Origin of the sequence: Mycetocola sp. CAN_C7 (assembly GCF_015752285.1) — a bacterium.
Classification (GTDB): Bacteria; Actinomycetota; Actinomycetes; order Actinomycetales; family Microbacteriaceae; genus Mycetocola_A.
The window spans coordinates 22,088-45,005 of record NZ_JADOUY010000003.1 but is presented as its reverse complement, the minus strand read 5'-3'; the positions used below and the strand labels follow the sequence as shown (position 1 = coordinate 45,005).

Sequence of the window (22,918 nt, the reverse complement as noted above, 5' to 3'; positions counted from 1 at the left end):
CACTCCCGAGAAACCGTCAGGCAACCGGACGTCGCGTGAGCAACTCCCGCGGGTTGACCGTCAGCGCCTTCTCGATCGCCTGCGGATGCTCGACGAGTGCGGAACGCAGTGATCCCACCGGGTCTGGATCGGCCATGTCGAACGGGTAGTCGCTGCCCAGGCACACGCGGTCTTCACCGACCCGGTCAAGAAGGAACTGCAACGACAACGGGTCATGAGTGAGCGTGTCGAACCAGAACCGGTGCAGCAACTCCGACGGAAGCACGTCAAGGTGTGTCCTCGCTTCTGGTCGGACTTTCCACCCGTGGTCGAAGCGACCGATCTGGTACGGCAGAAAACCGCCGCCGTGGAGCAACGCAACCCGAAGCGCCTCGTTTCGTGAAAGCACGCCTCCGAACAGGAGCGAACCCGCGGCGAGGGTCGAGTCGGTGGGGTTGCCCACGAAGTTGTGCAAGTAGTGGTCATGCATGCGGTCGGCCCCGGCGACGTCGCCAGGGTGCAGCACCACGGCGAGCCCGGCGGCGTTGAGTGCGTTCCAAACCGACTCGTGCCGCTCGTTTCCGAGGTTGACCCCGGCCACGTTCGTGCTGAGCTCGACGCCGACGATCTCAGGGATGCCGACGAGGCGTTCGAGTTCGGCCAGCGCGTGCTCTTCACTTTGCATCGGGAGATGCCCCAGGACAGTGAACCGTGTCGGGTGCGCACGTGCCATCTCGATCATCGCGTCATTGTGCATTCGTGCAGCATCCGCGGCAGCCTCGGCGGGCAACCGATAGCCGAAGTGCGTTGGCGGAACACTCAGTGCCTGGACATCCACTCCGCAGTCGTCCATGTCGGAGAGCCGCTCTCCCAGGTCGAACATCCCGGGGGGAACCGGGCCGCTGCGTCGCCCTCCTGGATAGTCGAACCACCACCCGTCGTCCTGCTTCGTCACCTTCGGCGTGGCCGCCGGAACGACTCCCGCCAGCTCCGCGATGAATCCCTCGGGGACCGTGTGGGCGTGAATATCGATGGTCATTGCTTCTCCAGGTCGGGTCGGGTGATATCCGTGCGGCGCCAGAAGACGACCTTCTTCTCGATGTACCAGATCAGCAGGTACGTGGCCAGACCGATCGCCAGGAAGAAGAAGATGATCACCCAGTAGGCAGCAGTGTCGAAGCTGCCCCGGTAGCGGATCATCAGGTATCCCAGACCGCCGGTGGAACCGATGAACTCCGACACGATCGCACCGATGATCGCTGTGGTCGCGCCGAGCTGCAGCCCCCCGAAGATCACAGGGAGGGCAGTAGGAATCCGGAGCTTAGTCATCGTCTGCCATTTGGATGCCCCGAGGGATCGCATCAGGTTCACCGCGTTCGGCTCAGCGAGGCCCAGCCCTGAGAGCGTGGTGATGAATACGGCGTAGAAGCACGCGAGTGCCGCCTGCATGATCTTGCCCTCGACGCCGAAGCCGACCCACGCGATGATGATCGGCGCGAGGATGACGGTCGGGATGGCCTCCAGCGCCGACAACGCCGGCAGGTACGCCGCCCGGAGTCTGCTCGAGGAGCTCAGAAGCATCCCCAGCGCGAATCCGATCGTCGCTCCAAGAAGGAAACCACCGACGATCTCTGACAGGGTGCGCAGCACCTGTTCTCCGAAGCCGTCGGCGAAGACCACCCGCGGGAAGGAGTTCCACACCGCCTGCGGCGCAGGAAGCAGGATGGGCGACACGAATCTCGTCGACGTCGCCAGCCACCAGATCGCGTAGATGAGGGGCGCGAACGCCACCGTCAGGATGTATGGGGAAAACCTGCGACGACGCGCCTGCGGCGAACTGGCAACGGCTACCGCTGCGATGGCCTCCGTTCTCATGACCGTCTCCTTGTTCGTGACTCTTCTGACCAGAACACAACCCGGCGTTCGACGACGTCAGCGATCGACACCAGCGTCACTGCCAGGATCACGACGATCCCGACGACGGAGTACGTGAGGGGCATGTTCAGTTGGGAGGCGAATTCCTTCGCGAGTTTGCCCAGGCCCCCATCGGATGCCGCAAGGATCTCAGCGACGAGCACCCCGGTGAATGCCAGCAAAAGCGAGTGCTTCACACCGACCATGATCATGGGGATGGCAGACGGCAGTTGCAGCTTGACGAAGATCTGCCATCTCGTTGCCTTCAGTGACTGCATGAGCTTGAACTCGTTCGCCGCCGGGAGGGCGAGACCGACCATCGTGTCGATCCACACCGGAAAGAAACAGATGATCACGGCGAGGGCGATTTTGCTCTCTGACCCGAAACCGAGCCAACCGATGAGGAGTGGTGCGAGCACAACCTTGGGGAGGGCCTGCACAGCGATGGCGTACGGGGTGATCGCGGTACGGATGAACGGCGAGGTGCCCAGGACCACGCCCATTGTGAACCCGAAGGTGACACCGATCGTCCAGGCGATGGCCACGGCGATCATCGTCTTTCCCAGATCGTCCCACCAGTAGCCGCTGGTGACCAACTGCACGAACCCGGCGAGCGTCTCGGTGAAGGTCGGAAACAACACCCGGTTGATGAGCCCGGTCTGCGGGATGAATTCCCACAGCAGAAGAACGACCGCGATGGTGGCGATCGAGATCCAGACGGGTCCCGAGTCCATCTTCTCCGCCGATGGGCGTCTTCCGCGCGTCGGGCGGAGCCGGTGCATCGGTTTCGTGATGGTCATTGCAGCTCCAGCATTTGCCGCGCCTCTGCGACGAGCTTGACGAAGTCGTTCGTCGTCTGCAGCGCAGGCCTGCGAGGCCGGTCGAACGGGACCTCGATGATGCCGACCAGCCGGCCGGGACGCGCACTCATCACGGCGATGCGATCCGACATGAAGACCGCTTCCGCGATGTTGTGAGTCACGAGTACGGCCGTGCTTCCGGCGTACGCCTGAAGGCGAAGCAGCTCCTGGTTCATCGTTTCGCGGGTGAACTCGTCCAATGCTCCGAACGGCTCGTCGAGGAGAAGGAGCTTGGGATCGTGCAACAGCACGCGGCAGAGGGCCGCGCGCTGCTGCATGCCACCAGAAAGTTGCCACGGGTATGATCCGGCAAACTCGCTGATCCCGACCATGTTGAGCAGTTCCTCAGCCTTCGCCTTGTACTGCTTCTTCGATTCTCCGAAGATCTCAACAGGCAGCAGAACATTGTCGAGAGTCGTTCGCCAGGGAAACATGACCGCCTGTTGGAACATCATGCCGATCTGTCGGCTGGGTCCCGTGATGGTCTCGCCACCGAATGTGACTGTGCCTTCCGTTGCCTTGAGCAGTCCGCCCATGATGTTCAGGGCGGTCGATTTTCCGCAGCCGCTCGGCCCGAGGAGGGAGAGGAACTCCCCCTCCCGGACCTCGAGGTTGAGGCCGCTGAGGGCGACCATTTCTTTGTCGCCAGAGCCGAACCGCTTGGTGACTCCCGTCGCCTGGACGAGGGGGGAGGTTTGAGTTGTCATCGTCATTGTCATCTCAGTTCGCTGTCGAGGTTGTCATCTGCATCGTCGTTGATTGCCATGTCACCACTCCGGCGGGTGGTCAGTCGTTCTTCAGGACGTAGTCTGCTGCATCCTTTTCGACCGCAGCGCGATCGAAATCGTTGGCGTAATCGAGGAACTCGTCATTCAGCACGGTGGACGCTTCGACTTCCATGTATTCGTCCGACGTGGAGCGGATGGTGTCGAGGAACTCCTGCGTACCCTCCACATCGTGCGCGCCGTATCGTTCGGGATCAGCGGGCGGCACCTGCTCGAGCGACAGGTCGAATCGGAGCTGCCCCTGCGAGATGCCATCGGCGTTCTCCTCGAATGCAGCCGGGATGGCGTCCTTCAGCATGTCGATGCAGGCGTCGTTGTTGGCCAGGCAGAAGTGGATGCCCATCGCGGTACCCCGGGCGAACCGCTGCATCGCTTCGGGCTTTTCTTCGAGGACTTTCGACGTTGTGATGATGCCGCGTGCGGGGAAGTCGTTGTAGATCGCCGGCGTGAGGTCGAGGAGGTCAACGCCCGCGGTCTGAAGCGCAAAGATGTCGTTGTATGCGGTGGAGTACGCATCCACCGAACCCGTATCCAGGGCAGCGAGCGTCTCAGGACCACCGTCACCGATCGGAATCAGTTGCACCTCGGTGATCGGGTCGATGCCTTCGGCCCGAAGTGCGGCCTCGAGGAACGCGACCTCACCGCCGCCGGCCTCCGAGATGCCGATGTTCGCGCCTTTCAGACCCGCGATGTCGGTGATTCCTTCGCTCTCAGGCACGAAGATACCGAAAATGGCCCCGCTCGAGTAGGTGAACATGTTCACTACGTCGAGTCCCACGAGTGCCGCCTCGCCGAACGCAGGTGCCGACGGATTGCCTGCATCCGCGTTGCCAGCGATGAGCTGCTCCATCGCAGCCCCGCTTCCACCAGCTCCCACGAAGTCGACATCGACATTGAGGTCGTCGTAGTAGCCCATCTCCTCAGCGGCGAGCCACCCCCACCACTCGGCGGTGAATTCGTCTTCGGCTGCCATGGCCATCGTGACGGCGTATCGCTCGTCTTCGCCGCCAGAACCCTCAGCCGGGGCGTTTGCGCAACCGGCCAGGGCCAGGGTACTCACCGCGACGATTCCTATAACGGAATGCTGCTTCTTCATGCTCGAATCTCCTTTGGTTCGGTGCAATGGTCCGTGCCGGCGACCCGAGACCAGCGAGCGGTGAATGCTGCCCGGTCCTGACGTTGCCGTTCAGTTCTTCACAATGTGACATCAGATCGCCCCATTGTCAAGACACTGTCTTACTTTTGGCGCATTACCGTTACCGGAGCGCGCCGATACTCATTTTTTCGGTGCTTCGATGACGAGTTCTGTCCCCGCAGTCATCAGGGCGAACGCGTCCGGCAGTGCCTCCGCGATCGCCCGCTGGGCCCGGAATCCGCTGCAGTGCATGGGCGAGACCAGCGAAACCTGCCGCTCGACCAACCCCGCGACGGTGCGGTCGATCTTCTCCTGGGTGATGTTGGCGTGTCCCAGGTGGAACCCGCCGAGAACGCCATGCACCCGGTCGACACCGGTGACCTTCACGGCATGATCAAGCGAGCTGAGCACGCCCGAATGGCCGCACGGGTCCAGTACCACGAGCCCGACACCCTCGACGTTGATGATGACGGTGAGGTAGTCGTCGATCGGGTCAGGGTGGACATGGCCGTCGCGGATCGACATCCGACCGGTCGGTACCTCTTCTTCGAAGTCGACCGTGATCGGGATCTCGCCGCTCGTGGTGACGCCTGGTGCGAGGTCGAGCGGGGTGCGTACCGCCACGATGCCGGCTCCCGCATCGGTCAGCTCGCGTTCCGTCAGACCCCGGTTGAAGTACTGGAGCATGAGATCGGGGCGTCGGATCGACCGCGGAAGGAAGGCTGACGGATGCACGACGAGCGGAACCCGACGACCGATCCCTTCGAGAGCGGCATAGATACCGCCGAAATGATCGGGATGCCCGTGGCTCAGCACCACCTGGTCGATCTCGGAGAGGTCCACCCCGAGCACGCGCGCATTGTGGATGATCGGAATGCCGCTCATCCCCGCGTCGAACAGGATCTTCGTCGTGCGGCCCTTGGCGGTGGCCTCGATGAGGAACGAGATGCCGTTCTCTGCGAGCGGTGTCCCCCTTCTGGGCAGGAAGTGCTCGGGCATGCCCTGCCGGCGGATGCCGGGCGAGTCCTGCAGCAGCATGTCGATGTAGTTGTCGACGAGCACGGTGATGGTCAGTCGTTCGCATGTCTGCACGGTCGGTCTCCTTGGTTCTGGGCGTCATGTCACGCGGTGGGTTGGTTGGAGAGGATGGCGCTCGCATGCGCGGCGAGGGTCATGCCCATGCCGTGCACGAGCGAGAGCCTGGCATCCGGGATCTGGCGACGCCCTGCGGTGCCGCGCAGCTGCTGGACCGCCTCGATAATGAGGAACATCGACAGCATGCCGGGGTGGCTGTACGAGAGGCCGGCACCGTTGGTGTTGAGGGCAAGCCGGCCGCCGGGCGCGACGCCGCCGTTCTCGACGAAAGCGCCTCCCTCTCCCTTTTTGCAGAAGCCCAGATCCTCGAGAAGCACAAGCAGACTGATCGTGAATGCGTCATAGACGTGAGCCGTGTCGATGTCGTCTCGGGTTACTCCCGCCATCGTGAACGCCCGGTTCGCACTGTGGACCGCTTCGGTGGTGGTCAGGTCGGCCATCTGCGACACGTTGCGATGGTTCTGCGCTTCGCCCGCGCCGAGGAGGTAGACCGGATCAGACCGGAGGTCCCTCGCACGAGCAGCGGATGTCACGACAACCGCTCCGCCGCCGTCGGTCACGAGGCAGCAATCCAATTTGTGCAAAGGACTCGCGATGACCGGAGACCCGACAACGTCCTCGATGGTCAGCGGATTCGGATAGGGAGCGTCGTCTGTGAGCATCGACCACTGCCGCGCGGCCACCGCGAGCTCGGCGAGTTGTTCGCTCGTGGTACCGAACTCCGCCATATGGCGATGCGCGATCATGCCGAAGGCGCCGATCGGATGGATGAGTCCGTAAGGCAGCTCGTAGGCCGACTGCTCCGCCATGCTGATCAGCTTGCCCGCGTCACTGCGCTGGGTGCTCCCGTAGGCAATGACCGCCACCTCGCACAGTCCAGCCTCGATCGCCGCTGCCGCGTGGGCGAGCTGGGCGACGAAGGCGCATCCGCCGATCGCTGTCGAGTCGACGTACCGCGGATGCACTCCCAGATACTCGCCGAGGGTGAGCGTGGGCATTGCGTAGTAGGAGGACGACGTGAACAGACCGTCCACATCCGCCAGCGAGAGCCCGGCGTCACCGAGCGCCCTCGTGACGGCCACAGACATCACTCCGACCGGGGATCGCCCGACGGTCTTGAACATGTCGACCTGTGCGGCCCCGACGATCGCTACCTTCCCACTGATGGTCACCGTGGTTCCCCTTTTCTGTCGGTATCACGCAATCGAAAGCGCGGCAGCGTGAGTTCGTCCGACACGTCGTCGAACACCGTTTCAACGGAAAGACCGACCTGTACGTCATCGGGATCGCATTCGATCAGGTCGGCGAACATCCGGAATCCCTCCTCCATGTCGACAAGGACCAGGGTCGAGGGGAGGTCGGCCGCGAAGAACGGATGCGCCGCTCGGTACTGGGTGGTGAAGGAGTAGACGATCCCTCGGCCCGAGGATTGCTCGATGCTGAGAGACTCCGAACCGCACCCGGGGCAAATCGTGCGGAGGTAGAAGATCGGGCTCGAGCACTCGGCGCAGCGATGAAAAACCAGTTCGTGCTTGCGGGCGTGGTCGTAGAAGAGTTGTTCCTCTCCACGCAGTACGGCGGTCGGCCGGGCAACGTCATTCGTCGTCATGCCGTCACCGGTTCCGTGCGTTGCGGGAGCGACTGGAGAACGGCGGATGCCATCTCGCTCGTCGATGCCGTTCCACCGATATCCGGGGTGCGGATGTCGGAATCCCCGAGCACGGTATGAATGGCGTGCATCATCGCTTCGGATGCCTCCGTCTCGCCCAGGTGATCGAGCATCATGGCCGCAGACCAGATCTGACCGATCGGGTTCGCGACACCCCGCCCGGCGATGTCGGGGGCAGACCCGTGCACGGGTTCGAACATCGACGGGTGTCGACCCTCCGGGTTCAGATTTGCGGAGGGTGCCATACCCATGCTCCCGACGATGACCGCGCCGATGTCGGTGAGGATGTCGCCGAACAGGTTCGACCCGACGACGACGTCGAGATCGTGAGGATGGCTGACGAACCGCGCGGCCAGAGCGTCGACGTGCATCAGTTGCGCGTCGACGTCGGCATATCCGACCATCACCTCACGGAACACCTCGTCCCAGAAGGTCATGCTGTGGATGATCCCGTTTGATTTCGTCGCCGATGTCAGACGAGACCTTCGCTTTCGGGCCAGCTCCGCCGCGAAAGTGACCACTCGAGTGATGCCGCGACGACTGAAAACGGCCTCCTGAACGGCGAATTCCTCGGGGGTCCCACGGAACATCCGCCCGCCGACCTCTGAGTACTCCCCTTCGCTGTTCTCGCGCACCACCATGATGTCGATGCCCCTGTCGGTGTTGCGCAGGGGACTTTCGACACCCGGCATCAGGCGCGCAGGACGCAGGTTGATGTATTGATCGAATGCCCGGCGAATGGGGATCAACAGCCCCCAGAGGGACAGGTGATCGGGCAGGCTCGGGTCTCCGACTGCGCCGAGCAGGATGGCTTTCTGCTCCGAGAGCCTGTCGATCCCATCTGCAGGCATCATCGCGCCGGTCTCGGCGTAGTACTCGCAGCTCCAGGGGTATTCGACCCAGTCGACCGAGAAGCCGAAGGTGTGCGCGACGGACTCGACGACCTCCAACGCGGGTGGCATGACCTCGCGGCCGATCCCGTCGCCGGCGAGGACCGCGATCGGATAATGACGCGCCTGCTGCGCGGCGGCATCCATCATTTGATCGCCATCGGGTTCACAGGCGAACCGACAGCGCGCGTGAAGGGCAGAGGCGGAGCGCAGAAGAAGAAGTCGTACTGTCCGTCTTCTGCACAGTCGGCCGCGAGATCCTCCAGGTCGAAGATCTCTCCGACGAAGAGACCCATTGCCACGAGGAAAACACAGTGCAGTGGCTGGAAGACGTCAGGGCTCTCGTTCGGGAGCACCTCCATTCCCCATGTGTCCGTCGCGACGGCAGCGATCTCGCGCTCCGCCACCCAGGGGATGCTCGAGAATCCCAGACCGGGCGCCGAACCTGCGGAATAGTCCGACCAGTTGCCCTTGCGCTCACCCATCTGCCCAGTCCGGACCATGACGAAGTCCCCTCGCCCGACCGTGACGTTCTGCGCGGCCTCACAGGCCTCGAGATCCTCCGCGGTGATCGCGTAGCCCGGTTCCAGGGCATCGACACCTTTCAGCCGGGCGACGTCGAGAAGCACGCCGCGCCCGGCGATCTGGTTCTTCGCCTGGGCAATGTCGCCGAACGTGGCGCCCTTGCTCGTCACGGCCTGCGGCGTGCGTCCGTTGTACATGTGCCCGTCGAAGAAGATGTGCCCGAGAGCGTCCCATTGTGTTCCCGACTGCAACGGCATGATGATCATGTCATCGGTGCCACGGATGTGACGGTCGTTGCCGCCGTAGAAATCATCGATGACGGTTCCATTGGCGATGTCACCCCCGTCACGGAACATCAAATGGATCGGGTTGAACCTGCCGCCGAATGCGCCGCCGCCCTGAGGGCCGTTCTGGTCGAAGTTGAGGCCGAGCGAGATGCGCTTGCCCGAACGGATGCTGGCGCTCGCTTTCGCAACCAACTCCGGGGTCACATGGTTGAGGGTGCCCAACTGATCGTTGGCGCCCCACCGCTCCCAGTTGGAGTATTTCCTGCTGAGCTCGCGCACGGTCTCAACCGTGGGCACCTCCGTCTGCTCGACGGAGGAGGATGTGGTCGGCGTTTCGGTTGTCATGATTCTCCTTTGAATGTGATGAGGACTAGGGGGTGACGGCGTTGGTCCTGGTGGAGCGGACGCCGGCATCGAAGCGCTCGCCGGGGGCGTAATCGCCCGAGCGGAGGCGGTGTTTCTCGATCTTCGACGTCGGAGTCTTCGGCAGCGCCTCGATGACCTCAACGAAGCGGGGGACTTTGAACGAGGCCAGATGCTCGGCACTCCACTCGATGATCGACTGCTCGTCGACGACGTGGTCGGGGCGGGCGACAACGAACGCACACAGCTCCTCGTCGGTGAGGTCGGACGGCACGCCGATGACGGCAGACTCCATCACGTCTGCGTGCTGGTTGATGACGTTCTCCACCTCGAGCGATGAAACATTCTCGCCGCGGCGCCGAACGATGTCTTTCTTGCGATCGACGAAGAAGAACCAGCCATCCTCATCCTGCCAGGCGCTGTCTCCCGTGCGGAGCCATCCGTCCACCAGCGCCTCGGCGGTCTTGTCTGGCTCCTTGAAGTAGCCGAGCATCATCGCCGCGTTCCTGATGACGAGTTCGCCGATCGTCCCGGCCGGGACGTCGTTGCCGTCGGCGTCGATGATCTTCACCTCGGTCGGCGGAACGGCAGGATTCGGATGCGATCGAGGGAGCCCCATCGATCCCGGGCGCCTGGGGGCGTCGATCGGCTCCAGAAGACCGTAGGTGGTCTCGCTCATTCCGAACCCGGAGACACAGGCGAGTCCGAATCGCTCTTCGACGACATCGCGCACTTCTGCCGGAAGCGCAGGAACGCCGTACGCGACCCGTACCTTGTGGTCCTTGTCGTCGGGGCTGGGCTTGCTCTTCGACAGAATCACGGTCATCGCACCGATGAAATTGAAGACCGTGACGTTGTGGCGACGCACATCCGGCCAGAAGTTGCTGGCGCTGAACCGCTTCGCGAGAACGAGAGCGCCCTCGGCGCCGATCGCTCCCATGGTGGAGTAAGCCTGCGAGTTGATGTGGAAGAGCGGCAAACAGGCGTAGATCCGGTCGCCCTTCTCCATTTTCATCCAGTGCGGGTAGGCCTGCCCAGTCAGCACGTAATTGCGGTGGGACTGCATGACCCCCTTCGGCTTGCCCGTGGTACCCGAGGTATAGATGAGGCTGATCAGGTCGTCTCCCGCAAGGTCGACCGACGGCATCCGCCCTCCGAACTCTCTCGACGACCGCGCGAAGTTCTCGTACCCGTCTGCCGACCCCAGGGCAAACGTGCGTCGAAGCGAGGGCACCGCCTCGTGGATCCGACGGAACAGGTCAGCGTGCTGGGGATCGATCAGAGCGAACCGGGCTTCGGAGTGCTCGATGAGATAGCTGGCCTCTGCGAACTTGAAACCCGTGTTGATCGCGACGAGGATGGCGCCGATCTTGGCGAGGCCGAGCCAGGAATGAAGAAATCCGGGGCTGTTGTCGGCCATGAACGCCACCCGGTCACCCTTGCGTACTCCGACTTCATGCCAATACGCAGCCGACGCATCGACCTGGGCGTTGAACTCTTCGTAGCTTTGGCGCTCGTCCTCCCAGAGCAGGAAAGGCGAGCTCGCGTTCTTAGCGACGGCATCCTCGAGGAAGCTGCGGACGTTGAGTGAGTGAAGATCCATCGGGGTTCCTTGGCTGTCGGTGGTCACGAGAGCGCCCGGGCTGCTGAGCCCTTGGGGGCGATGATGTCGATGTCGGTCACGACATCGATGAGAACAGGCCCGTTCAGGGCCACCGCACGCGCGAGCGCCGGTTCGAAATCCTGCGGCCGGGTCACGCGAATTCCGGTGACACCGAGAGATTCTGCGACCTTGGCGAGATCGAGGTCAGTGAAATGCCAGAGCTCGTGGTGCCGGCCGTTCAGCGATCCGCCGTACGCGACGGTGTACGGGTTGATCTCCTGGTTCAGCGACCGGTTGTCGTTCACGACGACCACCAGAGGGACGTTCCAACGCGCAGCGGTTTCGAGTTCGGCCAGGTGGTACATCAGTCCCCCGTCGCCGGTGAAGACGACGACCTGGGCGTCCGGCCGCGCGATCTGCGCGCCGATGCCGGCCGGTAGACCCCAACCCAGCGAGCCGGCGGCCCGCAGGAAACCCTGGTTCGGCCCGGCGAGGTCGAGATAGCCACCCGTCCACATCCCGGCGTGTCCGGTGTCGGCGACGACCAGGGCGTTGTCTGGCAGGATCTGACCGAGTTCATGGGCGAGGCGTTCGGGCCGTATCGGGGTGGCATCCGACTCAAGCCGGTCGGTCAGGTCGCGGCGCCACCGCTCGCCGAGCGTGCGCGCGCGAGCGACCCAGTCCGCCGTACGGCTTCGATCGACGTCCGAAAGTGCGGAGAGAAGAGCAATGAGGCCCAGCTTGGCGTCGCTGACGATCGGCACCGTGTTCGGGTAGTGGCGACCGAGTTCCTGTGGCTCGATATCGAGATGGACGATCTGCGTACTGGGAGGCGGCACCTGCCAAGTCAGCGTCAGTTGACTACCGGTCTGGCTGCCGATGTAGAACACGAGATCAGCTTCGAGAAGGATCTCGTTTGCACTCGCTCGCGAGTAGAGGCCCGGGATACCGATCGCAAGCGGATGACCGGCCGGAACCGTGTCTTTTCCGTTGAGCGAGGTCGCGAGGGGGGCGCCGAGCAGCTCGGCGAGCGCGACCACTTCGTCACCGGCTCCGGATGCTCGCACGCCGCCGCCGGCGACGATCACCGGGCGCTGCGCTGAACGGAGCGCTTCAGCGGCACGGGCGATATCCGCCGGGTTCGGGGAGATCCGTGCCGCGGGCACCTGACGGATGTTGGCGTCGGGGATCTCGGCGTCGATCCGCTGGTTCTCGATGGTGTCGCCGGTGTGTCCGGCGAGTTCGAGGTGGGCGGGCCCAGGCTTACCCACCGTCGCATCGCGAAACGCCTGGTCGAGTTGGTCAGGGAGCCGGGCGGCATCCAGAACCTGCCTGCTCGACTTGGTCACTGGTTTGAAGAGCGGAAAGTCTTCGATCTCCTGGTAATAGTTGCGTCCACGACTGAATTCGTAGGGTCCGCCGGTCAACGCGATGACGGGCGAGCACCCGAGGTAGGGGTCTCGGAGTCCGGCGGCGAGGTTGGCGCCGCCGATGTTCTGAGCCATACACACCCCCGGTCGACCGGTGGCCCGCGCGTAGCCATCCGCCATATAGGCGGCGGCCTTTTCTCCGTGGGTGACGATGCGCTTGATCTCGGTCTCGCGCTCCATCGTGACGAGGGTCGCGCTCAACGAGGTCGGCACCAGGAACACTGCGGACACACCGTATGCATCGAGGGTGCGGGCGAGATATTCCGCGCCGGTCTGTTCTGTCACGTGGACCCCTTTGTCTGTGAACCATGTCTTATCCAACAAGACATCGTCTTGTTATTGTGGCGTGCGTTTCGACTGGAGTCAAGAAGCTGGGACCGGACGATGTCGTATCATTTGCTCATGGGGGCCAAGATGAGCACTGTGGACACTGACGTCGATCAGCCAAAAGAGAACTCCAAGTCAGGGGTTCTCGGGCGCGCGATCACTCTCCTGGAACTCGTCGCCACTCACGCCGATGGGATCGGTGTTCGCGAGGCCGCTCGAGTCACCGGCATCGACCGCAGCGCGGTGAGTCGCATCCTGACCCAGTTCGAAGAGCTCGGGTACGTCGAACAGGCCCTCGACCGCGGAATGTACGCAGCGGGCCCCAGTTTGTTCTCGATCGTTGCGGCACTCGCGGAGCGCGACACCCTGGTCAAGGCGGCGGAGCCTTTCCTCAAGGAGCTGGTGAGCAAATTCAACGAGACCTGCTACGTGGCGTCGCGGGTCGATGACTCGCTCGTTTTTCGGGGCAAGGTCGACTGCGAGCACACGATCCGCTACGTGATCGATCTGGGTAAGCCGTTCCCTCTGGTCAGCGGCGCTGCGGGTATGGCCATTCTCGCCGGGATGCCGGCCGAGGAGAGCGATCGCATCCTGTCTGGCGGGTTGCCGGCGAACACTCCGCAGAGCATCACGGATCAGGACGAGTTCCGGCGCCAACTCGAGATCGACCGCAACCAGGGCTATACCTACAGCCCTGGGCGCTGGGTCAGAAACGGCGCGGGAATTTCCGCCCCCTTCTTCGATGCCGGCGGACGATGTGCTGGCGCAATCACGCTGAGTTGCCCCGCTGATCGCCTGGAGGCGCTCTCCATCGAGGAAGTCGGAGCCTCGATCCGGACCGCCGCCCAAGGACTGTCTCGTCGTTTGGGCTTCATCCCGGCCGACGCCGCGACCGGCGCCTGACACTGCCTGCTGCGGGCAGGAGGCAGTGTCGGTGGTCATCGGGTAGAAGCGGATCGAGCAGGCCCTCGCCCGAGTGGGAAGCACCGGGGACCTCTGCCCCTCGACCCGCGGCATCGGGTGCGCGAGACTGGGGGCATGACCAACCCACCGCAGAGCCCGTACGGACCGGCGGATCCCTCCGGCCAGAACCCCACTGGCCAGAACCCGCCACCGTATTCGGGGCAGCAACAGCCCTACAACGCGGCGCAGTACTATCCGCAGGAGCAGCCTCCGTACGGCTACACCGTGGTCGGTCCGACGGGTCCGAAGCGCAGCAACGGGCCGGGCCTCGCCGCGCTCATCATCGGCGTCGTCGCGGTCGTGATCGCCTTCATCCCGTTCATCGGCTTCTTCGCGTTCCTGCTCGGCCCGGCCGGCATCATCGTCGGCATCGTGGGGCTCGTGCTCGCCGACCGCCCCCGTCGCCAGGCCGCCTGGGGCACCGGGCTCTCCGCCGCGTCGATGGTGATCGCGTTCATCATGATCTTCGTCTATACGTTCGGCCTCATCTTCGCTGTCGGCGGTGCGGTCGACGGGGCGACCCGTGATCTCCCGACCATCGAACCCAGCCCGTTCGTCAGCCCGTCTCCCACCGAGGCCGCCGCCGATCCGCTGCCGCTCGGCACCGTCGTGGAGCTGACCGACATCGGTGGCCAGGCGGACTACGAGGCCACCATCACGACATCCGTTCTCGACGCAACCGATCTGGTCGCTGCCGCCAATGCGAGCAACACGGATGCCCCGGCCGGCTTCCAGTGGGCCATGATCACGGTCGACCTGACGTCGCTGTCAGACGACGGCGTGACGCCGCGCACCAACATCCTCATCAATTTCGTGACAGCAGACGGCGAACGGTACAGCTCACTCACCCCGTTCGCGATCGCTCCCGACCCACGCTTCGAGCTGATCGACGGCCTGGCTGCTGGCGACTCGGCGACGGGCAACGTTGTCGTGGCCATTCCGAGCGACGCTGTCGACGGGGGCACCTGGGAACTGTCGCACGCCGACGCCGTGTATCAGGAAGACCGGTTCACCTTCGAGACCGAGTAGTCGACGCTTCGCGCGCCGCGGCATCCGTCGTTCAAATGCGAAACGGTCGCCAAACCGCCGGATGCGAGCAGTTTCTGCCCAATGAACGTGCGCGGCGAACGGGCGCGTGGCACGCCAGTGCGCCGAACCGCGAGCCTCCGGAGACGCGGTTCACGCATCCGCGACGCCCCATGCTGCACCTTTGCGTCGATGCTGCAGTTGCAACTGCAGCATCGACAAGAAAGTGCAGCACGGGCGCCGGCCTCGACACTGTAAATGCCGCATCGGCACACAACTGCAGCACGGAGCGTCCCGCGCGCGTGGTTCGCGGCGCGGGTGCGGCATCCGTCCGTCGATGAGCGCAAATAGTCGCCGCATGACCCGGAGAGACCAGCTTGTGCGCACTGAAGTGGCCCGCGAACGGATGCCGCGGCTTCAGGCCGCGCAAACGGTCGCCATACCCGCCGGACAACAGTCGTTTGCGCGACCTGAGGAGCCGGCGCGGCCTCGCGTCGTCGTCGACGCGACTCCATCGAACCAGCGCGGGTGCGTTTGTCGGCGCGACAGCATTGAGGGCGCGACAGCATCGAGGCACTACGGCGCCGCGAACTCGAGCGACGCCTCGTCGTGCACCGAGAGCGACAACACCGCCGTCTCGATCCCCTCGTGTTCCTCGATCGATCGCTCGATCCGCCGCAGTCGTTCCGCCACCGAGGATTCCGCGGCATCCCCCACCAGGTCGACCGCTGCGACCAGGTAGAGGCGCTCGGGCCCGACGAATTCGAGATGCAGGTAGGTGACCCGGTCGATGTCTGGCGATGCGAGGAGGGCGCGCCCTGCGGCATCCCGCAGCCCGGGCGACGAGTTGGCGCCGATGAGATACCGCCGGTTCTGATCGATCAGGATGAGCGCGACCACCCCAAGCAGCACCCCGATGAGGATCGACCCGATCGCATCGAACACGGCATTGCCCGTCACCTGGTGAACGAAGATGCTCGTCGCGGCGATCACCAGTCCGATCAGGGCAGCGAAATCCTCGAGGAACACAGCCCGCAGCGTCGCGTTCGAGCTCGTGAGTACGAATCGCACCGTCGACTGGTCGCGCTTCGAGGCACTTCGCCGCGACTGTCTGACGGCCTGAGCGAACGAGATCCCCTCGAGGATGAACGACACCCCGAGCACGAGATAGGCGATCGCCGGGCTCTCGACGGGCTCAGGATTCGTCAGCTCCTGGATGCCGTGCGTCACCGACACGACGGCCCCAGCGGTGAAGATCCCCACAGCAGCGAACAGTGACCACACCCAGGCTTCCCGCCCATAACCGCGCGGATGCTCCTCGTCCTTCTCGCGCGACGACCTCCTGTCGGCGATCAACAGGAAGATCTCGTTGCCGGCATCCGCCCACGAATGTGCGGCTTCGGCCACCATCGATGCCGACCCGGTGAGGAAGGCGGCCACCGTCTTGGCGACAGCGACGAGCACGTTGGCGCAGAATGCGATGATCACGGTCACGTTGGTACTCCCCCGATGGCTGACGCCAGCCTACGCTCGGCTCTACGCACGCTCCGTCGCGGTCGCCACCGCACCGCACCGCACCGCGGAGCCTACATACTCCCCCAATGCGGATCTGTCAGGATGCCGTCGCGAACATCCGCCCAGACAACGCGCGCTCGTACTTCAACGTGCCACAGCACGAGCCGGTGCCTGCGGGCGTTCGGGAGGGGCAACGCTCGTTTGGGGCATAACTCCCCATCGCGCAGCCGTCACCCCGGCCGATAGCGTGTCGGTGTCCGCCCGAAACGATCGAGAAGGAACTGCCCCCGTGACACAGCCCGCGTCCTACCCGACCGTCGACTCCGCACCAACCTCAACGGATGCCCCGATCCGCCGCGCCTCCCCGAAAGTTGCGGTTTCGCGGTTCTTCGGCCGGTACGCCACCTTCGCCGGCCGGTCGAGCCGCAGCGAATACTGGTGGATTGCGCTCCTCAACGTCATCGTGTTCTTCGGCGGAAGCCTCCTCGCGCTGGTCATCCAGTCGGCGGTGGTTGGTCAGACGGCGACCGGAACCGGGGAAACCGAGTTCGCCCCGGCAGCCGTCGTGGTGATGGTGGTCATGGTGCTCTATTTCCTCGCGGTCTTCATTCCGGGGATCGCCCTCACGGTGCGACGCCTGCACGACATCGACTTCTCGGGCGGATGGATTCTGCTCGCACTCTTTCCGACATTCGGTGCAATCGTCCTTCTTGTGTTCACGCTGCTGCCGAGCAATCCCGAGGGCGCGCGCTTCGACCGCTGACGCTCCGGTGGACAGTCGATGCTGCACTTCTTTTTCGATGCTGCAGTTGCAACTGCAGCATCGAAAAGAAAGTGCAGCACGGCCGGGCTTGGTGCGCCCAAAAGTGCAGCATCGGCATGAAACTGCAGCACACGAGGCGGATGCCACCCGACGACAGGATGCCAGGGCTCCGGTCGCACAATGGTCGCCACACGCGCGGGCTGGGAGCCACTAGCGCGAGCCGAAGTGTGAGGCGTAGTCGCAGAGCGCCGGACGCGGCGCGAGTGCGGATGGGACAGCCTCGGCTTGGTCGCTGGCGCTCTGCCTGGGAGGCGCGGCGTCAACGCGCGGCCGTAGCCGTTGCGCCACACGCCACCGCCCTCCCCCGGGCACATCGGGAGAGGGCGGTGGCGCTCGGGAGGCCACCCCGAGGTGGTGGCGGTCTCCCTCCGCGGCTAGCGTTCCCCCCGCGAACGATGCCACGAGCTGGCCCGCGCCCGGCGGAACAGCAGCAGACTCACGCCGGCCAACAGCACTGCCAGCGCCCCGAGCCCCAGGGCACCCGCCGGACCGGCCGACGCACCCGTGTCAGCAAGGCCGTCGCCCCCGGAGCCGGAACCGGAACCACCCGCATCCGGGCCCGAACCGATCGGCGACGAGCCCCCGCCCGCCGGATCACCGGGACCGGATCCCCCGCCGGTCCCGTCACCAGGCTCACCGTCACCACCGCCATCCCCAGGCCCGCCATCCCCAGGCGGATCGGTCGGGTCGTTCGGATCGGTCGGAACCTCAGCAGCCGGGATCACGGTGAAGAGCCTGACCGTCGAGAAGTCGACGGCGCCGTACGGGTCGGCCGTGTGCACGTACCAGCCGTGCTCACCGAGCTCCTCGAGCGGCCAGGTCGCGGTCAGCACGGAGCCGCTCGGCACATCCGCGAACCCGGCGATCTCGTTCGCCGTCAGGATTTCGGCGCTGAAGGCATCCGTCGCCAAAGTTTTCGTCGCCGGCGTGATTCCGAGGGCATCGTAGGAGACAGCGAACTCCTGGAACATGTACGGGTCTTCGACGGGCCCGAGCAGGCTCGCCTCCTCTGAGTTGTACACATCGAGCGACGGCGAATAGGTGCGCACGAGCATCTGGCCGGTCTCGTTGTCGAAGTGCAGCAGGCGCAGGAACCCCTGCCCACCCTCCGGGAGCCCCTGGTAATCGAACAGCATCGAGTGAACGGTGCGGTCGGGAATGCCGTCGCCGTTGTCGTCGAAGGAATCGAGCCGGGTGAACGCGTCGTGGTAGTGACCGGAGAACACCATCTTCACGTTCGGGTTGGTCGCGACGACCTCGTCCATGATGCGCTGCGGCATCGCGCCGAGGCCACCGGTGGTGAGCATGAACTCATGTTGGTTGAGGATCGCGATGCGCTCGGGGTGAGCCGCGAGCACCTCGTTCATCCAGTCGATCTCGGCATCGCCAGGACCCCAGCCCATGTAGACCATGAGAAAGTCGATTCCGCCAGCGGTTATCAGGTCGTAATGCCCGCGGTTGTCCTGGTAGCTCTCGCCGTACCAGGGGTTCGCCGCATACCGGTCTTCACCGAAGTACTCGCTGTAGTTGGTGTAGTCCACCTCCTTGTGCCCGACGTCGTGGTTGCCGGCGAGAACGCCGTACGGCAACCCGGCGTCATCGAACCGCTGATACTGCGGGTCGGCGTTCTTCCACTGGTAGGGCGCAAGGTGGTTGTCGACGATGTCACCGGTGTGGATGACGTACTGCAGGTTGAGCTCTTCACGACGATCGAGCAGGTAATCGTGAATCGCCACCTGGTGGTCGTAGTACTCCGCGTTGTAGTACTGGGTGTCGGACTCCCAGGCGATCGTGAAGTCGTAGTCCGATCGCGGCACGTCTCCCGCGTTGTGCGGAGCGACCGCGTCGTCCCGTGACGTTTGGTCAGCGGCAGCGAAGCCCTCGGAGTGCTGCACCAGGATGCTCACGGTTCCGTCGACCGCGTGGGTGTCAGCGTCGACGACACCGGAGAGGGTGAACGCTTCGTCATCTGTGGTCGTTCGGTGACGGGTGACCTCGGTCCAGGATGCTCCGTCGGCGGTGAGTGCGTAGAGGATCACCTGCGCGTTCGCGTTCGCTGCCCCTGCCCACGAGACCCGCACGAGAGCGCCGGCACCGGCATCCGTCGGCACGTCCACGTCGAACAGCTGGTACGGGAACTCGTCGTCCGAGCTGATCTCGGTGGCGATGCCGTCCACGGTTTCGAGTGCGGCAACATCGGTGGCTTTCAGAGAGACGGGCTGCTCCCGGTCGGTGGACGCGGCGTCCTGCGTCGTCCCTGACCGGGTCGACACGTCGCCGTCTTCGAGATCGAGCCGGTACCCCTCGCGGAACGACACATCGAGGATGTCGCCCGTCGGGTCCTCGACCTGCGCCGAGAGACTCACGTTCCCGGCTTCGACCTCGCTGCCTTCGGTCGGGCTGATCGCCCCGCCGCTGGGCTGCTCCTCGAAGGTGGTGAACGTTGCCTCGAAGCGGGTGACGTTGCCGACCTTGTCTGTGGATTCGATCACGACGGCGTGATCGCCCGCGTTGAGGATCAACGACGAGGTCGTATACGGCAGAGTGATCGGCATCCCGTCGAGGGTGGCCGTGTACGAGCCGACGCCCGCACCACCATCGGTGATCTCGGCTTCAATGCGGATCTCGCCCTGGTACGGCGTGCCATCGACGATCGAGGAGGTGACCTCTGGCGCCGTGTTGTCGACGATCACGGTGCGGCTGAGGCTGTCGATGCCATCCGTCGCCGATACGGTGTGCTCGCCGTCGGTCTCTGCGGTGGTGTCCCAGACGGTCGACTCGCCGGTGAAGGCGTCCGTCGGCAGCGTGAATCGGGCGTCGAAGAAGTCGAGCCTGCCCGCGCTGTCTCCCATGTTGAGGGTGAGGGTGGGGTCGTCGTATCCGGCAGGGGTGAGCGTGCGACCGTCAGGAAGCACGAGCCTGAGGCCCTTCACCTGGAAGTCGTCGTTGTTCTCGTCGAGGTTGATCTCCGGTGCCGCTTTGGTGCCGGCCCAGATGCTGACGACGAGGTCGTCGCCGTCGACCACGTAGTCGAGCGGGACCGGGGTGACGATCGTCTCGAATCCGGTCGGCAGCCCGTCGTCGAAGATCGTCAGCACGTCCTCACCGATGCGCACGCCGTTCTGGAAGAACGTGTTCACCCCGCCTGCTTCGAAGACGAAGGTCGGTGCGCTCTCGAGGTTCGGCGTCGTCTCGACCGGAGTGCCGTCGATGCTCAGCTCGAGTTCACTCGGAAAGTCGTCGCCGGCAGCGATCACGGTGGACTCGCCACCGATGTACTGCCCGTCGGTCACGTTGAGCCGGATCGGGTCGGTGTTCGCCCCCGCGATCGGCACACGCCGGGTCTCGGTCGTCGTGGTGTTCGGGCCGTCACGTGCGGTGACCGTGTACTCGTACCACTTCTTGCCGATAAGGTCGGCGGCGTTCACGACGGAACGGTACCGACCGTCGGCATCGACGACGAGGTTGATCAAACGGATGCCGTCATCCACGTTGTTCGCGACGTCCAGTTGAAGCGTGCGCACCTGCACGTCGTCGCTCGCGTCGAGTTCGATCGTGAAGTTCACGGTGGGGTCGATGGTGGCTGCGGTGAGGTCGGCGACGACAGGACCGGTGGTGTCGACCGGGTCGATCATCAGTCCGGCGGGGACCTGGTCTTCCTGGATCGCGCCGGGCGTCGCCGCGGTGAGTCCGAGCATCCGCTGCAGTCCGAGATCGTCGTCTGAGACGGCGTACCTCACGCCCTGGTCGGCCTGGGCATCGTCGGTCGCGCCCATGTTGTAGTAGGCGCGGTTGACGCTGAACCCGGTGTTGGTGACGATTTCGATGCCGCGCGCCGAGCCGTTCGCCAGGCCGCCGGAGTAGATTTCGACGAGGTCGGTGCCCAGCTCGAGGTCCGTGCCGAACTGGGTGTTGAAGGCGTCAGCGCCGAGGGCGTCGTTGGGGCCGTTCTTGATCCAGAAGACGAGGGTCTTGCCCGGGTCGATGACGACGTCGGCGGGCTGGGCCGGCCAGAGCACTTCGTTGCTGTTCGACGCGAGGTCGATCGGGTACAGGTAGTTGATCGCGTAGTCGCTGAAGTCGACCGGCTCGCTCGTGGCGTTGTAGACCTCGACGAACTCGAAACCGTCAGAAGCGCCGACGTTGGTCGAATCGGGCAGCAGCTCGGTGACCTGGAGACGAGCGGTGCTGAGGGCCGGGTCCGGCTGCGGGTCCCAGCCGGGGGTCGGCTCGGGCTCGGGAGCGGTGAGCGCTGCGCCTGTCACGATGCCTGGGCTGGCCGCCGCCGACTCGAGCAACGGCAGGCTCTTCTCGGCGATGTCGCCTGGGATCCGGAAGTGGGCGGTTGTGGTGGTCGAGACGGAACCGGCCGGGTAGTGCGACCAGCTGACCGGCTCGGCACCGGCATCCGTCGTCTGGATCACGCGGATGCCGCGGGCTCCGCCGTTCGCCATGCCGTTCTGCCCGGTGATCCGAACGACCTCGGTGTCTGCCGGAACGCTCCACTGGGCTCGGAAATCTGCTTCGGTGAACGCGGACGAGTCGACGTTGCCGCTCGTGTAGCTCAGCCAGTAGACCGCGGTCTCGTCAGCGCCGAGCACGAGGTTCTCCTCGGCGGTGAGTGGAACATCCGAGGTCGTGTCATCGGAACTGACCGGGCCGTAGGCGAAGGAGTAGCCATCGGCGGCGAGGTCGATGGCGCGGCCGGTCGTGTTGTGCACCTCGAAGAACTCGAAGTTGTCGAAGCCGGTGTGGTCAGGCGCGATCTCGGTGACGAGAACCGGCCAGTTCGTGGCAGGCCCGGGTTCGGGAACCGGCTCAGGTTCGGGCGTCGGCCGAACGAGTGCTGCCGGGTCGACGATCCCGGGGCTCTTCGCAGCGTTGGGAGCGAGCACGTCGAGGCCGAGGTCGGCGGCGTCTTCAGGCAGACGAAAGTGCACGGCCTGGTCTTCACCCATCGATCCGGCCGGGTAGTGCGACCAGGAGACGATACCGTCGGCGTCGAGGATGCGCAGGCCGCGGTCACCGCCGTTTGCCATGCCGTTCTGGCCGGTGACGCGGAGAACGCGCGTTGCGGCATCCGCTCCGACAGCGGTGCGGAAGCCCTCTTCGGTGAACGCCGTGGAGTCGACGGCACCGGTCGTGTAGCTCAGCCAGAAGACCACGGTCTCGCCTGCCGCGATGCTCACGTCGCCTGCAACGGTGAGTGGCACGTCGCGCCCACGGTCGTCTGAGTCGGCGTACGAGTAGGCGAAGGTGATGCCTGCTGCCGCGAGGTCGATGGCATCCGTCGTCGTGTTGTGCACCTCGAAGTACTCGAAGTTGTCGTTACCCGGATTGTTGGCGACGATCTCGGTGATCACGAGCGGCGGGATGCCTGCTGGAGCGGCGGATGCAGGGATGGCAGCAAGCAGGCCCATACCCAGCGCACACACAGTGGCTGTGGCAAGAGCTCCGCTGAACCGCCGAAGACGTGGCGTAGACACAGAAAAACCTTCGGTTCGATGGGGAGTTCTCCGAACCTACGGATGCCGGGGGACGCGGAGGTGAACGCCGGGTGTCCGGGGAGTGGTGCCGCTCGGCTCGGCCGCGCCCGCTCGGTCCCGTCGCCGCCGCGGTGCTCATGCTGCACTTGTGTGTCGATGCTGCAGTTGCAACTGCAGCGTCGACACGAAAGTGCAGCACGGATGCCGCGCGCGGTCCTGAAAGTGCCGCATCGACACGAAACT

Annotated in this window: 17 protein-coding genes; 3 read left to right on the top strand and 14 right to left on the bottom strand. The window is 64.6% G+C overall.

Annotated features, from left to right (window positions below; translation table 11 throughout):
• Positions 1-16: 16 nt before the first annotated feature.
• The 12 genes from IWX78_RS06900 to IWX78_RS06845 form a co-directional block, all read right to left on the bottom strand.
• Positions 17-1,018 (bottom strand): amidohydrolase family protein, encoded by a 1,002-nt coding sequence (locus IWX78_RS06900; RefSeq protein WP_196832798.1) that lies wholly within the window; start codon positions 1,016-1,018, stop codon positions 17-19.
• On the bottom strand, positions 1,015-1,854 hold the full coding sequence (locus tag IWX78_RS06895) for an ABC transporter permease (protein ID WP_196832797.1): 840 nt from the start codon (positions 1,852-1,854) through the stop codon (positions 1,015-1,017). Before IWX78_RS06895 ends, IWX78_RS06900 begins: the two co-directional genes overlap by 4 nt.
• On the bottom strand, positions 1,851-2,693 hold the full coding sequence (locus IWX78_RS06890; RefSeq protein ID WP_196832796.1) for an ABC transporter permease: 843 nt from the start codon (positions 2,691-2,693) through the stop codon (positions 1,851-1,853). The genes IWX78_RS06895 and IWX78_RS06890 overlap by 4 nt, the downstream gene beginning before the upstream one ends.
• On the bottom strand, positions 2,690-3,460 hold the full coding sequence (locus tag IWX78_RS06885; RefSeq protein WP_196832795.1) for an ABC transporter ATP-binding protein: 771 nt from the start codon (positions 3,458-3,460) through the stop codon (positions 2,690-2,692). Before IWX78_RS06885 ends, IWX78_RS06890 begins: the two co-directional genes overlap by 4 nt.
• Positions 3,461-3,539: 79 nt before the next feature.
• Positions 3,540-4,634, bottom strand: coding sequence for an ABC transporter substrate-binding protein (locus tag IWX78_RS06880; protein ID WP_196832794.1), 1,095 nt, complete (start codon positions 4,632-4,634; stop codon positions 3,540-3,542).
• Between the two features lie 180 nt (positions 4,635-4,814).
• Entirely contained in the window at positions 4,815-5,765 is a 951-nt protein-coding gene (locus IWX78_RS06875; protein WP_196832793.1) for an MBL fold metallo-hydrolase, read from the bottom strand.
• A 29-nt stretch (positions 5,766-5,794) separates the two neighbouring features.
• Positions 5,795-6,940 (bottom strand): acetyl-CoA acetyltransferase, encoded by a 1,146-nt coding sequence (locus tag IWX78_RS06870; RefSeq protein ID WP_196832792.1) that lies wholly within the window; start codon positions 6,938-6,940, stop codon positions 5,795-5,797.
• Entirely contained in the window at positions 6,937-7,377 is a 441-nt protein-coding gene (locus IWX78_RS06865) for a Zn-ribbon domain-containing OB-fold protein (protein ID WP_196832791.1), read from the bottom strand. Before IWX78_RS06865 ends, IWX78_RS06870 begins: the two co-directional genes overlap by 4 nt.
• A complete protein-coding gene (locus IWX78_RS06860) occupies positions 7,374-8,477 on the bottom strand; it encodes a tartrate dehydrogenase (protein WP_334684609.1) in 1,104 nt (367 codons plus the stop codon). The genes IWX78_RS06865 and IWX78_RS06860 overlap by 4 nt, the downstream gene beginning before the upstream one ends.
• On the bottom strand, positions 8,474-9,484 hold the full coding sequence (locus IWX78_RS06855) for a cyclase family protein (protein ID WP_196832790.1): 1,011 nt from the start codon (positions 9,482-9,484) through the stop codon (positions 8,474-8,476). Before IWX78_RS06855 ends, IWX78_RS06860 begins: the two co-directional genes overlap by 4 nt.
• A 25-nt stretch (positions 9,485-9,509) precedes the next feature.
• Entirely contained in the window at positions 9,510-11,105 is a 1,596-nt protein-coding gene (locus tag IWX78_RS06850; protein WP_196832789.1) for an AMP-binding protein, read from the bottom strand.
• A gap of 23 nt (positions 11,106-11,128) precedes the next feature.
• Entirely contained in the window at positions 11,129-12,820 is a 1,692-nt protein-coding gene (locus IWX78_RS06845; RefSeq protein WP_196832788.1) for a thiamine pyrophosphate-binding protein, read from the bottom strand.
• Positions 12,821-12,949: 129 nt separating this feature from the next.
• Here IWX78_RS06845 and IWX78_RS06840 point away from each other — a divergent pair, with 129 nt between their 5' ends.
• Positions 12,950-13,765 (top strand): IclR family transcriptional regulator, encoded by an 816-nt coding sequence (locus IWX78_RS06840; protein ID WP_196832787.1) that lies wholly within the window; start codon positions 12,950-12,952, stop codon positions 13,763-13,765.
• A 135-nt stretch (positions 13,766-13,900) separates the two neighbouring features.
• Positions 13,901-14,854 carry a hypothetical protein gene (locus IWX78_RS06835; RefSeq protein WP_196832786.1) on the top strand — a complete coding sequence of 318 codons (954 nt, stop codon included), beginning with the start codon at positions 13,901-13,903 and terminating at the stop codon, positions 14,852-14,854.
• Between the two features lie 573 nt (positions 14,855-15,427).
• On the opposite strand, the gene IWX78_RS06830 is transcribed toward IWX78_RS06835, so the two are convergent.
• On the bottom strand, positions 15,428-16,345 hold the full coding sequence (locus IWX78_RS06830) for a cation diffusion facilitator family transporter (protein ID WP_196832785.1): 918 nt from the start codon (positions 16,343-16,345) through the stop codon (positions 15,428-15,430).
• Between the two features lie 310 nt (positions 16,346-16,655).
• On the opposite strand from IWX78_RS06830, the gene IWX78_RS06825 reads away from it, so the two are divergent.
• Positions 16,656-17,129: a DUF805 domain-containing protein gene (locus IWX78_RS06825; protein WP_196832784.1), complete on the top strand. Its 474-nt coding sequence runs from the start codon at positions 16,656-16,658 to the stop codon at positions 17,127-17,129.
• Positions 17,130-17,563: 434 nt separating this feature from the next.
• On the opposite strand, the gene IWX78_RS06820 is transcribed toward IWX78_RS06825, so the two are convergent.
• Positions 17,564-22,675, bottom strand: coding sequence for a metallophosphoesterase (locus IWX78_RS06820; RefSeq protein ID WP_196832783.1), 5,112 nt, complete (start codon positions 22,673-22,675; stop codon positions 17,564-17,566).
• Positions 22,676-22,918: the final 243 nt, after the last annotated feature.